Here is a 13,605-nt window from a genome sequence, read left to right as displayed (position 1 = left end):
GAAAATCAAGTTCCCTCCCCTTGACAAGGGGAGGGTTAGGGTGGGGTAAAATCTCGATTCATCAACTACTTCAGACTTGTGTATACACGATAGCCTTTATAAGGGGAGGGTTAGGGTGGGGAAAAAATATTTGATACATCAATCATGATTTTTCAAACATCCTCTAATACTGAAGTTGCAGTTTAGGCTACAACTGGCTTCTCAGGCTGTAGGAACACTACCACAAGGCAAATATTATGCTGTTGAAATGGCAACTTAATATCTTACCTGTAAAAATACGACCACGATTAATTACATTTTAGGAAGTTAACTTAAAAAAAATTTACTATTTATTTCACGTAGTAGCCATTTGTTTGTACAGTACAAAGATTTATATCAATTTATCTTGGCAATGCAAAAAAAATGCATCAAAAATAATTGCAGGCAAATTGTTCAGCGTTGAAAGATTCCAATGCTTCCCAATTAGTTAAGTTAAATATTGTTCAAATCTATACTAAATCACGATGAGTAAAGGGTTTTGCATTTGCCCCGGTGTAGGTAGCGACAATATGACCATCGCCAGTCATTTGATATTTGTATGTCACCAATCCTTCTAAGCCAACAGGGCCACGGGGAGGCATTTGTTGAGTACTAATTCCGACTTCTGCACCGAAACCATAGCGGAAACCATCAGCAAATCTGGTGGAACAATTGTGGAATATATTGGCTGAATTTACCAGACCAAAGAAAGTTTCCACAGCCGCAGAATCTTCAGAGATAATGGCATCGGTATGACGAGAACCATATTCGTTAATATGAGCGATCGCATCTTCAATAGAGTCTACAATCTTAATAGACAAAATAAAATCGCTGTATTCTGTTTCCCAGTCAATTTTTGTTGCAGCTTTGATATCCGGTAAAATTTCTAAAGTACTTTCATCGCCTCTTAATTCTACATGGCGTTCTGCTAAAGCCTCAGCAACTTTTGGTAAAAATTCCTGAGCAATTGACGAGTGAACCAGCAAAGTTTCAATGGCATTACAAACAGCAGGATATTGGGCTTTGGCATCTACTGTAATTGGCACTGCAACAGAAATATCAGCGGCTTTATCTATATATAAATGACAAATTCCATCGGCATGACCTAATACGGGAATGCGTGTATTTTCCTGGACAAATCTGACAAAAGAATTAGAACCTCTAGGAATAATTAAATCTACATATTTATCTAACTTTAAAAGTTCTAGAGTTTCCTCTCTAGTTGTGAGCAACTGTACTGCATCAGGGTTAACAGCAGTATGAGATAATCCTTGTTTAATTGCCTTGACTATCGCTTCACAAGAACGTACAGCTTCTTTGCCACCTTTAAGGATAACGCCGTTTCCAGATTTAATAGCCAAAGAAACAATTTGAATCGCCGCTTCTGGACGGGCTTCAAAAATAATTCCTAAAACACCCAAAGGACAAGTAATTCGCTTGAGAATTAAACCAGTATCAAGTTCGCGGTGAATCTGCACTTTACCGACAGGATCGGCTAGTTTACCAACATCTCGTACCCCAGCGATCGCATCTCTTAATTTATGTTCATCTAACTGCAAGCGCTTATAAAGCGGTTTAGCAATTCCTTGGGCAGTAGCGGCTTCACAATCAGCAATATTCGCTTCGAGAATTTCATCTTTAGCTGATTCTAAAGCAACGGCGATCGCAGCGATCGCTTGATTTTTGGCCTCAGTCGAGAGAATGGCCAGCTTACTTGCAGCTTGGCGAGTTTGTGCTGCGATCGTTATCAGGGGAGAACCAACTTGGAAAATAGTCATATTACAAAAGAACCTTCAACTTTCTCATCCTATCAACAATGGGGATTGGGGATTGGGGATTAGGTACTGGGGAATCGGAGTGTGGGAAGAGTGGTGGGGTAAAATTCTCTCCCCATCTCCCTATCTCCTCATCTCCCAGTCCCCAGTCCCCAGCCCCCAGTCCCCAGTCCCCTAAACGTTAACCGCAGTTTGAGTGATAATTTCCCGCACTTGGCTACCAGTTAAATTCCTATTGGCACTAAGCATTAAGGCTGCTACTCCTGCGACATGGGGAGCAGCCATAGAAGTGCCATTATAAAAGCCGTAGGTTTGATTCGGTAGGGTAGAGTAAACGCTAACCCCTGGCGCAGTCACATAAGCCATGCTGGAATTAGTTCCGGCTTGGTTAGACAAACCAGCTAGATTGTTATTCTTGTCAACGGCTCCAACAGCTAAACCCCAATTTGTCGCGTAGTAAGCGGGGTATAGGGGGGTTGAACCTCCTGAGTTACCTGCTGCCATGACTACAATGGCACCTTGGCTGGTGGCGTATTGAACGGCTGCTTCTAAGCGACTGTCAGAAGCGGTTCCAGCTAAGCTCATGTTAATTACTTTCGCCCCGTTGTTGACGGCGTAATAAATTCCTTTGATGATACTAGAATAAGTACCTTGATTATCATCACCCAATACTTTCACAGGCATGATTTTGGCATTATAAGCAATGCCTGTAGCTCCAAAATCATTTTTAACTGCTGCGATCGTACCAGCTACATGAGTACCGTGACCATAAACATCTAAAGTATTGTTATTGTTATGAATAAAGTTCCAGCCATAGAAATCATCAATGTATCCATTGGCATCATCATCGATACCGTTGTCAGGAATTTCTCGGCTATTTGTCCAGATATTTGTACTTAAATCTGAGTGGTTATAGTCAACGCCACTATCCAATACAGCAACGACCACTCCTTCACCCGTATAACCTTGCGTCCAAACTTCCGGAGCTTTGATTAAATCTGCTCCCCAGTTGTTGCCACCTAAATTGGGAATATTTGAAAAGGTAGGTTGACCAATAGCTCTAGCCACAGCAGCAGCAGCATTGACTAAACCATAGCCATTGATGGAGTTATAATTTGGCGAGTTATTGGCGAAATAAACATCAATACTGGCTTGATTATTATCATTGAAGACATTGGCTAAATCATCTAGTCCATCACCATTGAAGTCACCCGCTAGCCATTTTTGCTCATTCCAAAATCCACCTTGTCCAGTTGCCCACCGCTCATGGTTCAAGCTGCTACCGCTGGATAAATGAACATCAATACTGGCTTGATTACTATCATTGAAGACGTTGGTTAAATCATCTTTTCCATCGCCATTTAAGTCACCCACTAGCCATTTTTGAGCGTTCCAAAATCCACCTTGTCCAGTTGCCCAGCGTTTCATTGTAAAGCTGCTACCGTTGGAGACATGAACATCTATACTGGCTTGATTCTTATCATTAAAGACTTTTGCTACTTCGTCTAGTCCATCGCCATTGAAGTCACCAACTACCCATTTTTGTTCGTTCCAAAATCCACCTTGTCCAGTTGCCCAGCGTCCAATTGTAAAGCTCCCATTGTTGGAGAGATAAACATCAATACTGCCTAGACCATTATCATTGAAGACATTGGCAAAATCATCTCGTCCATCGCCATTGAAGTCACCCGCTAGCCATTTTTGAGCGTTCCAAAATCCACCTTGTTTAGTTGCCCATCGCTGCATTGTAAAGCTGCTACCGTTGGAGAGATGAACGTCAATACTAGCTTGATTATTATCATTGAAGACTTTTGCTAAATCATCTAGTCCATCGCCATTAAAGTCACCAACTACCCATTTTTGATCGTTCCAAAATCCACCTTGTCCAGTTCCCCAGCGTTCAATTGTAAAGCTGCCACCGTTAGAGAGATGAACGTCAATACTGCCTAGACCATTATCATTGAAGACATTAGCTAAATCATCTTCTCCATCGCCATTGAAGTCACCAGCTAGCCACTTTTGGTCATTCCAAAATCCACCTTGTCCAGTTGCCCATCGCCCATTTGTAAAGCTGCTGGCACCAGTAACATCACTTTCGGAAGTCGTTGAGGAAGAAACAGATTCTGTACTCAAACTACTAATAGTCGCAGGAGTAACATAGTCTTCTGTAAGTCCGGTTAAATAATCAATTCCCGCTATTATTTGGTGTGTTTCAGCAGCAGTATCCTGAGAATTTAAAGTTACTGCTTGGTGAAGGACATCAAACCCATAATCATAATTTAGAGAAAGTTCGGGTTTGGTTGTTGTCGAAATAGATAACAATCCTACATCTGGTGTTCCGCTAGAAATAACAGTATGAAAATTGACAGCAGATTCACTAGGCAACAGGTTTAAAAAGTTGGCATCCAATAAGGTAGGGTCGGACATCTAGCGTATTCCCCCAATAAATTTTCAATTAACTTAAGTTTGTCATTGCTGAAAAATCATAAACAACTGAAACTAGCCATTTACAGGACACAGTAATTTAGATAAAAAATCTTTTAAATGAAGATTTTTTTATCTTTAATTTCCTATGAGAAAATTGAGTTTTCCGATAGGTATGTAACATTTAAATGTAAATCACATCACATTGTAAAGCAAAACCAAAAACTTTATAAAGAAACTTAGCAAATTGCTGTATACCAATAAACATAAGAGATAGATTTAAGCAAATTTTTCTAAAGCTTAAGGAGGCCTGATGGTTACAGCAACAGTACCAGGACAACAGGTCAAAGTTGGACCAACCCAACTGCTGATTAACAATGAGTGGGTAAACAGTATTAGCGATCGCCGATTTCTAACAATCAATCCAGCTACAGGTGAGATCATCTGCGAAGTCTCAGAAGCAGACGCCCCGGATGTAGATAAAGCAGTACAAGCAGCCCGTACCGCCTTTACTAGCGGAGAATGGCCAAAGATATCCGCCACCCGTCGCGGTGAGTTGCTTTACAAGCTAGCTGACTTGATTGAACAAAATATCGATGAATTGGCGCGGCTAGAAACCCTCGACAACGGCAAGCCCCTACAAGATTCTTTGGGTGACTTGGGGTTAGTTATGGCCTGTTACCGCTATTATGCAGGCTGGGCTGACAAAGTACAAGGTAAAACTATCCCCATCAACGGGCCGTACTTCTGCTACACTCGCCATGAACCTGTGGGTGTAGTTGGTCAAATTATTCCGTGGAATTTCCCCCTGTTGATGCAGGCTTGGAAATTAGCACCAGCTTTGGCAACTGGTAACACTGTAGTCATGAAAACGGCAGAACAAACACCTTTATCAGCCCTGCGGGTGGGTGAGTTGATTGTTGAGGCTGGTTTTCCGCCTGGTGTGGTGAACATTTTATCAGGATACGGGCCAACCGCCGGGGCAGCGATCGCTCGTCATATGGATGTTGACAAAGTGGCATTTACTGGTTCCACTGAAGTCGGGCATTTAATTATGGAAGCGGCTGCTAAGAGCAACCTCAAACGCGTCACCTTGGAACTGGGTGGCAAGAGTCCCAACATCATTTTTGCCGATGCTGACATGGATGCTGCGATCGCAGGTTCCCACGAAGCCTTATTCTTTAACCAAGGGCAGTGCTGCTGTGCTGGTTCGCGGGTGTTCGTAGAAGAAAAATGCTACGACGAATTTGTTGCTAAAAGTGTAGAAAGAGCAAGACGGCGCATTGTTGGTAATCCTTTCGATGCCAACACAGAACAAGGACCCCAAGTAGACAAAGAACAATTCGACAGAGTAATGAGTTATATCGAATCTGGGATGCGCGAAGGTGCCCAGATGCTATGTGGTGGTAATCAAGTAGGAGAAAGGGGTTTCTTTATCGCCCCCACAGTTTTTGCAGATGTCCGCGATGAGATGAAGATTGCCCAAGAAGAAATCTTTGGCCCAGTGATGAGCATCATCAAATTCAAAGATATCGACGAAGTAATTCAAAGGGCGAATAGGACAATGTACGGACTCGCCGCCGCTGTGTGGACTCAGGATATCACCAAAGCACATGCGATCGCTAACAACGTTCGCGCTGGTACAGTCTGGGTAAACTGCTACGATGTATTCGATGCTGCTGCACCCTTCGGTGGATTCAAGCAATCGGGTATTGGTCGAGAACTAGGTGAATATGGCTTGCAGCAATACACCGAAGTTAAGACAGTTACCATTAAATTGTAGTTGCATTCAGGGATTTTCAAGAAATAAGGGACTTCCAGAAAATGAAGAGAGCAGGGGGAGCAGGGGAAGCAGGGGGAGCAGGGGGATTAAACTAAGCCACCCACTTTCTTGTGGGGTTTCTACCTACCTTGAGATACAAGGATTTATTCGCGCTACTTGCGGGCGTTAGCGCAGCGGGACGAAGTCCGGTTTTGAACCTTTACTTTTTTCATAAATTATCCCAAATTATTTGTACATTTTTCGGGTAGCACAGCTGTGCTACCCTACTATGGAATATTTATTTCTTGGAGTTTCCCAATATAGTTCACCTCTTCTTCCGTTAAGGTTTCACGTGAACAGGAAAAACACCCAAGGCAATTAACCTTCCTGGGAGGTCACGCAAGATGGGTAAGCGCAAAAATCCAGGTGGTACAAAGGTGCGATTTGAGGTGAGAACCGGGGCAAATACCCGCTTTTGGATAAAAGTTTGAAATGCCTGAATGATACGTGTGGGTAACTCCCGTTGACGCTGTACTTTTGCAAGGTCACTAAGTTGTACTTGTCGGTTCTTGAGTGGTTTGCTGAGTACATTCGCTGCCACTACGGCATCTTGAATTGCGTAATTAATGCCAACTCCGCCAACCGGAGACATGACATGGGCGGCATCGCCGATGAGTAAAAGTCCCTGACGATACCAACGTTTGACGCGACTGGACTCCACTGAGAGAAAGGCTACTTGTGACCAATCATGTAAATTTGGGATGCGTTGCTGGAATTCGGGCACCACTTCGACAATCGATTTTTTCAATTCCTCCAAACCCCCAGCCCGCAGTTGTTGATAACCTCCTTTGGGAATAACATAAGCAACTTGCCATTCATCGCCACGGTCAAGCATGGCGATGATGTGACCTTGGCCAAAGCGCCCCATTCCGCCCTCTGGATCTTCTGGCTGACGAGGTAGGCGGAACCAGAGGATATCCATTGGCGGCGAGGTTTCAATGGACTCAAACTCACCCAAGTGGCGTAAACGTGAGTGACGACCGTCTGCACCAACTGTCAGGATTGCCCGGACTTCGTGCCAACCACCGCCACCCCGATAGCGGACACCTTGAATCACGCCATTTTCTGTGATTAATTCCTGGACATTGGCACCCATTACTAGATGAAAACTAGGATATTTTTCGGCTTCTTGGGTGATGAACTCCAGGAACTTCACCTGGGGAAGCATCGTAATATAAGGGTAGCGGGTTTTGAGATGACTAAAATCAGCCAATGTCACGGTATCTTGAGGAGTTTGAATACTCAGGCGGCGAATTTTGGTATGGGGGAGTTCCAGTAAAGCTGTACTTAGTCCCAATTCTTCCATAATTTCCATCACCGATGGATGAATTGTATCGCCACGAAAATCGCGATCGAAGTCTTTATGTGTTTCTAATAGGATCGCAGAAATGCCTTGACGCGCTAACAACAAGGCTAATACAGCCCCGGCTGGGCCTCCACCAACAATGCAACAATCTGTAGTCTGTACGTCTACAATGTCATGAGCAGAGTTAACGTTTGGTTCTTGAGAAGAATTAGCGGGTATATGAGTAGTCATCACAACACCTCCTGACAGCCCTAAAATTCAGGGTAGTTTGCTTTTTATCGCGCAAGCTATTTTTTTAACTTTTCGTATTCACACCGAACGTGTATCATGGGCGCTAAATAGTCATTAGTCATTAGTCATTAATCCAATGCCCAATGCCCCATGCCCAATCCCCAATTCCCAATCAAATAATTAGTTGTGGCCGAAGTTGTTTTAGAAAACGTTTATAAAAGTTTTTCCCCACGTCAAGGGGAAAGTGTGAACTCACAAACTCAATCCTCACTCAAATCTGGGGAAAAAACTGATGCGGCGCAAGAGCGTCCGGGAAGCGTCAATGTTTTGCGGCGAATTAACCTGACGATCGCAGATGGGGAATTTATGGTGCTGGTAGGCCCTTCTGGTTGTGGCAAAAGTACTCTGCTGCGGTTAATCGCCGGGTTAGAGGTGATGACTGGAGGTAATATTTGGGTAGGCGATCGCTTGATTAATGACTTACCACCCAAAGAACGCGACATCGCAATGGTTTTCCAAAGTTACGCCCTCTATCCCCACATGACGGTGTACGATAACATCGCTTTTGGGCTGCGGCGCAGGGGGAGCAGAGGAGCAGAGGAGCAGAGGAGCAGAGGAGAAAGAGAGGGTACTCCTCATCTTCGTATCTGGGCAGAAAATCTCCTTGTAGGGGTGACAAAAAAGTTACCTAAGGGACTGCGTTATGTTTCTGACAAAGAACGGGCTGTGGATGAGCAGGTGCGTAGTGTTGCCCAACTTTTACAAATTGAAACATTGCTGAATCGGTTACCCAAACAGCTATCTGGGGGACAAAGACAACGGGTTGCATTGGGAAGGGCGATCGCCCGTGACCCCCAAGTATTCTTAATGGATGAGCCGCTTTCTAACTTAGATGCCAAATTGCGGGCGGAAACCCGCGCCCAAATTGTCAAATTGCAGCGCCAACTGGGGACAACGACGATTTACGTTACCCATGACCAAACCGAAGCGATGACAATGGGCGATCGTATTGCGATTATGTCTGAGGGTAAAATTCAACAAGTTGCTTCTCCCTTAGAACTTTACAACCGCCCTGCCAACCTTTTTGTTGCAGAGTTCATTGGTTCACCACCAATGAATTTTATTCCTGTAGAATTTCATGCGCCGCAGTTGATTACTCATTCCCAGTTGCGTTTCACCCTGCCAGAAGTTTGGGCAAATGCTTTACAAAAATATGATGGGAAAACTTTAATTTTAGGCATTCGCCCAGAACACTTGAACTTGAGTATGCCTGCTACTAAAAATCTCCCTGTGCAAGTAGATTTGGTAGAGAATCTCGGCAACGATTCCTTTCTCGCTGTTAAGATTGCCGAACCTGGATCTCAACCTCCCACTACAGCCAATACCCTCCAAGTGCGAATCCCACCAGACCGATTTGTACAAGTTGGCGAGCAACTTTGGTTATCACTAAATCCAGAGAAAATTCACTTTTTTGACCCGGAAACTGAATTAGCAATATATCCTTAAAACTATCCGCGTCTAATTGGTAAAACACGAACTCTCGATTGCGTTTGATCGACAGTGACCAATGCCCCTGTCTCTAGTGAAAACTCAAACTGATTTATGGCTGAAATGACTAAATTTTCGATACTGTTTGGCAAAACATCCTGGGTACGAACCTGAATGACACTGGGAGTATCGACACCTGTCGCAGCTAGTAGGGAACCGAAGTCTAAATCGTGAGTAAAAACGATATATCCATTGGTTCTTGCCCATTCCATAATTATTGAATCTTTCTCACGAGGATCGCCAACGGTAGATTAGTGGACAGCGGAAATATTGTACTTCTCAAAAACCCCAACCCAATCAGGGGAAAGGTTCATATCAATCAAAATTTTCATGCACTTGTGAGAGGAACTTCAATCTCTTCAGCCCGCCATGCAGCATAGGCAAGTGCTTCATAGATATCATCTTCTTCGAGGTAGGGATATGCTTTGAGAATCTCACTATTATTATATCCAGATGCCATTAAGCCGACAATAGTACCAACAGTAACACGCATTCCCCGAATACAGGGTTTGCCGCCCATCACTTCAGGATTGCGACTAATTCTGGTAAGATTTTGCATAATTGTTGCAGAGTACGAGTAAGGTTATGAGATTGAGAAACCAAAAATGGCTACGTCAATCTTTTTTATTATCGAACTTTTACCACCTTCTAGGCTAACTGATTGCCAATTTTAAAAAATTTAACAAAACAAAAATATGTTAAAAGATATTATTGCAGTAGAACCAAGAGAAAATTATCAACTATATATCCGTTTTGAAGACGAAGTGGAAGGAATAATTGATGTTAGTAAGCTGATTAAATTTACAGGTGTTTTTGCACCTTTACAAGATCAAAAATACTTTGCTGAGGTTGAATTAAACCACGAAGTAGGAACAATCCAATGGCCATCGGGAGCCGACCTCGATCCAGATGTTCTCTATGCAGTGATTAGCAATCAGCCTATTCCTAAGTATAAGTCAATACGGTTCACTTAAGGATAATTGTAGCGACTGTTTTAAAAGTCAAGCGTAGGCGTAGCCCGTCGTAGACATCGCTAAGTTTTGTGGAGATTTATAATAGGACTTACGCATTGACACGAAATACAAAATATGTGTTTTTTGAAAAACTAGACCTGTCGTAGGGGCACAGCACTGCTGTGCCCTCCATAGCGCGGGTTTATGTACCATCAAAGAATAATTAATCAAAGCCTGAAACGACATATTTTCGTGAATTCATACCATGATTAATTTGTACAGTGCGTAAGTCCTGTATAAAAGCGATCGTACCTGTGTACTTGATCGCGGTGCGACAAAGTTTGAAGTACTCCAACACGACTTTGGAGTACCTCAAAACAACTTCGGAGTACCTCAACACAACTTCGGAGTACCTCAACACAACTTTGGAGTACCTCAAAACAACTTCGGAGTACCTCAACACAACTTTGGAGTACCTCAACACAACTTCGGAGTACCTCAACACAACTTTGGAGTACCTCAAAACAACTTTGGAGTACCTCAAAACAACTTCGGAGTACCTCAAAACAACTTTGGAGTACCTCAAAACAACTTTGGAGTACTTCAACACGACTTCGAGGTATCTGTTGCTTATACCAAATTGCCTTTGGTTGTCATTTTTAACGCGATAATCAAAATTTTCATGAACTTGTGAGAGAAACTTCAGCTTTTAAACAGTATATTGTGTCTTAATTGACATATCACTTGGGTATTAGCCATATAGAGTATGACTATGAATTTGTCTGTTCCCCAAGATTATCAATATCAATTTGGTGGTAGTCTTCCTGCGAATGCACCTACCTACGTCACACGCCAAGCTGATGCAGATTTGTATCAGGCTGTGAAAGCTGGAGAGTTTTGTTTTGTTTTGAACTCTCGACAAATGGGTAAATCCAGTTTGCGTGTCCGCACAATGCAACGGTTACAAAATGAAGGAATTGCTTGTGTATCTATTGATTTAACCGTAATTGGCGTATCAGGACTAACCTATGAACAATGGTATTCTGGGATTATTGATACTATTTCTCATTCTGAAAGTTTAAACTTAGGTGAGCAGTTTGATTTAGATAAATTATGGGAAGAAAATTCCCGCTTTTCTGAAGTGCAGATTTTTGGTAAATTTATTGACAAATTACTAAAATTACTTTCCACACAGATTGTTATTTTTATAGATGAAATTGATAGTGTTCTCAGTTTAAAATTTCCGGTTGATGATTTTTTTGCTTTAATTCGAGCTTTCTTTAATCAAAGAGTTGATAATCCTGAATATCAACGCATTACTTTTGTGCTTTTGGGAGTCGCCACGCCATCTGAGTTAATTCAAGATAAAAAGCGCACTCCTTTTAATATTGGCAAAGGAATTGAATTAACCGGATTTGAATTTGCAGAAGCTTTACCTTTAATAAAGGGATTCTATGAACAAACTAGCAACCCCGAAGCAGTACTAAAAGCGATTTTAGACTGGACTGGAGGACAACCATTTTTGACTCAGAAAGTCTGTGAATTTGTCCGTAAATCTGCAACTGTAATTCCTTCAGGTGAGGAAGCTGCTTTTGTAGAGAATTTAGTCAGAAATCGAGTTATTGGGAATTGGGAATCTCAAGATGAACCGGAACATTTTAGAACGATTCGGGATAGAATTTTAAAAAGAGATGAGCAGAAAGCAGCATACTTATTAGATTTATATCAACAAGTATGGCACTCAGGCGGAATTGATATTGATAGTAGTATTGAACAGAGTGATTTACAGTTAGCGGGAATCGTTGTTAAAAAAGATAGTAAATTAAGGGTTTATAACCTGATTTATCAAACAATTTTTGACAGCTTATGGATTGAGAAAACTTTAGCCAGTTTGCGTCCTTATGCAGAGAATTATCGTCAGTGGATATTATCAGGGAAACAGGATGATTCTAGGTTATTGAGAGAAAAAGCTTTAGCAGAAGCCGAAGCTTGGGCAAAGAATAAAAGTTTAGGTTTTCAAGATTTAGAATTTTTAGCAGCTAGTCGTAAACTAGAGCGAGAAAAGGAACTAGCAGAAACAGAAAGACAGTTAGAATTGGAAAGAGAAAGGAAAGAAAAGAAAGCAGCAGAAAAAGCTAGACAAATTGAAGCGGAAGCTAAACAAGAAGCAGAAAGGCAATTGATAACTGCTAGAAAAAGAATGCGTTTTGGAGTGGTGGTTTTATCTATTACTTTAGGAATTACAGGTTTGTTAGGTATAGGTGCATTTATCCAGTTGCAAACTGCTCACAAAAATACAAATGAACTCAACCAATCTATTGATAAAATTAGAAAACTGTCAGCAGTGGCTTCTCAACTGCAACAAAAGGGAAAAACAAACGAAGCCAATCAGTCTTTGAATATTGCAGGTTTGGTTTTGCAGAATAAAATTAATAATTTTCAGCTAAAAGAGGCTTTATTAAATAGTTCGCTGGTTTTAGGGTATCAATATCTAGCTGATGCTGAAAGCGATGAAAATCAAAAAAAATATTTAGAACAAGCTGAGAAAAATTTTACTAACAGCCTGGATCAATTATCAATAAGAGAAAATCAAATTGAGAAAAATCCCGATAATCTAGCTACTTTAGTTTATGTTAACTACGTTCAAGGTAAATTAGAAGAAAATTCAAATAAAGCTAAGGCTTTAGTAGATTATAAGAAAGCATTTGATTCTATCAGTAGTCTGAAATCTCAGTTTAAGTCTCATCTTGATTTATTTAACTTAGACCTAAATATTCTCTACAATGGCAATGCAGATATTGTAGCTTTGCTTTATCGTAAACTTAAAGAATTAGACGGCTCAAATACAGTTTATGCTCAATCTTTAAAGGAACATTTATTGAATGAATTAGACTATTTGATGAAGCAACAAAGATGGAGGGAAGCAAATTCAAAAAATTGGCAGTTTCTTCTCTATTCAGCAGGAAGAGAAGGATTAGGTTTTTTAACTTTAGATAATGTCAGAAATTTTAATTGTAATGATTTGAAAAAACTAGATGCACTTTGGATCAAGAACTCCAAAGGTTATTTTGGTTATAGTGTCCAGAAAAAAATATATTTGGCTAGTGGAAATTCTCTCGATATTGATTGGGAGAAGAGAGAATGGAAAAATTGGAATGAAAAAGGGTATAATGATTTTGCAAAAAAGGTGGGATGGAAAGGAGTGGATGGGGAGTGGAGAAGATATGAGGAATTACCCATGAATGCTAAGCGGACGAGTGTATCCAGGAGTTTGGCAGGAGAACTCCCATTTCCCGTATACGTTTTAGAACTCCCGTTTCCCGAAACTCCCGTTTCCCGATTAACGTTTCGGACGAGCCGAGGTGATGATTCTTTGATACTTCTCTCTTCTTGCAGAGACTTGTAAATTGTAGCAGATAAGGCTTTCAGAGAATTGTAAAGATTTATTTCTTGGAGATTTTCCACCCAATAATAAGGCTTTTGGAGATTCGATACCTGGCACTAGGCTCCAGGCTCAGGCAGAGATGC

General features: G+C 41.6%; 9 protein-coding genes and 1 pseudogene. 5 read left to right on the top strand and 5 right to left on the bottom strand.

The features are described from left to right. Window positions 1–488: 488 nt before the first annotated feature. Together IQ276_RS14410 and IQ276_RS14405 are read right to left on the bottom strand one after the other, a co-directional pair. Window positions 489–1,796, bottom strand: a complete 1,308-nt coding sequence (locus IQ276_RS14410) for a glutamate-5-semialdehyde dehydrogenase (RefSeq protein WP_193925780.1) — start codon at window positions 1,794–1,796, stop codon at window positions 489–491. 171 nt (window positions 1,797–1,967) lie between these two features. Beyond that, window positions 1,968–4,220 carry a S8 family peptidase gene (locus IQ276_RS14405; RefSeq protein ID WP_235115664.1) on the bottom strand — a complete coding sequence of 751 codons (2,253 nt, stop codon included), beginning with the start codon at window positions 4,218–4,220 and terminating at the stop codon, window positions 1,968–1,970. 310 nt (window positions 4,221–4,530) lie between these two features. Between IQ276_RS14405 and IQ276_RS14400 the strand changes: the two genes are divergently transcribed. Next, window positions 4,531–6,000: an aldehyde dehydrogenase family protein gene (locus IQ276_RS14400; RefSeq protein ID WP_235115663.1), complete on the top strand. Its 1,470-nt coding sequence runs from the start codon at window positions 4,531–4,533 to the stop codon at window positions 5,998–6,000. Window positions 6,001–6,319: 319 nt separating this feature from the next. Here IQ276_RS14400 and IQ276_RS14395 read toward each other — a convergent pair whose 3' ends face one another. Further along, the gene (locus IQ276_RS14395) at window positions 6,320–7,576 is read right to left on the bottom strand and encodes an FAD-dependent oxidoreductase (RefSeq protein ID WP_193914556.1); all 1,257 of its coding nucleotides are present in this window, start codon (window positions 7,574–7,576) and stop codon (window positions 6,320–6,322) included. 186 nt (window positions 7,577–7,762) lie between these two features. Between IQ276_RS14395 and IQ276_RS14390 the strand changes: the two genes are divergently transcribed. Next, window positions 7,763–9,082 (top strand): ABC transporter ATP-binding protein, encoded by a 1,320-nt coding sequence (locus IQ276_RS14390; RefSeq protein ID WP_193914558.1) that lies wholly within the window; start codon window positions 7,763–7,765, stop codon window positions 9,080–9,082. Between the two features lie 2 nt (window positions 9,083–9,084). Here the strand turns inward: IQ276_RS14390 and IQ276_RS14385 are convergent. Both IQ276_RS14385 and IQ276_RS14380 read right to left on the bottom strand, forming a co-directional pair. After that, window positions 9,085–9,357 (bottom strand): annotated as a pseudogene (locus tag IQ276_RS14385) (DUF5615 family PIN-like protein); the annotation flags it as partial. A 95-nt stretch (window positions 9,358–9,452) separates the two neighbouring features. Further along, a complete protein-coding gene (locus IQ276_RS14380) occupies window positions 9,453–9,683 on the bottom strand; it encodes a DUF433 domain-containing protein (protein WP_193914560.1) in 231 nt (76 codons plus the stop codon). Window positions 9,684–9,819: 136 nt separating this feature from the next. Between IQ276_RS14380 and IQ276_RS14375 the strand changes: the two genes are divergently transcribed. The 3 genes from IQ276_RS14375 (at window position 9,820) to IQ276_RS14365 (ending at window position 13,483) form a co-directional block, all read left to right on the top strand. Then, window positions 9,820–10,098: a DUF2442 domain-containing protein gene (locus IQ276_RS14375; RefSeq protein ID WP_193914561.1), complete on the top strand. Its 279-nt coding sequence runs from the start codon at window positions 9,820–9,822 to the stop codon at window positions 10,096–10,098. 260 nt (window positions 10,099–10,358) lie between these two features. Beyond that, window positions 10,359–10,748 carry a hypothetical protein gene (locus IQ276_RS14370; protein ID WP_193914564.1) on the top strand — a complete coding sequence of 130 codons (390 nt, stop codon included), beginning with the start codon at window positions 10,359–10,361 and terminating at the stop codon, window positions 10,746–10,748. A 95-nt stretch (window positions 10,749–10,843) separates the two neighbouring features. Further along, window positions 10,844–13,483, top strand: coding sequence for an AAA-like domain-containing protein (locus IQ276_RS14365; RefSeq protein WP_309245596.1), 2,640 nt, complete (start codon window positions 10,844–10,846; stop codon window positions 13,481–13,483). The last annotated feature ends 122 nt before the right edge of the window (window positions 13,484–13,605 follow it).

It is taken from the genome of Desmonostoc muscorum LEGE 12446 (genome assembly GCF_015207005.2).
GTDB lineage: Bacteria > Cyanobacteriota > Cyanobacteriia > Cyanobacteriales > Nostocaceae > Nostoc > Nostoc muscorum.
Note: the sequence above shows the minus strand (reverse complement) of the source record. Positions and strands in the feature narration are given on the sequence as shown.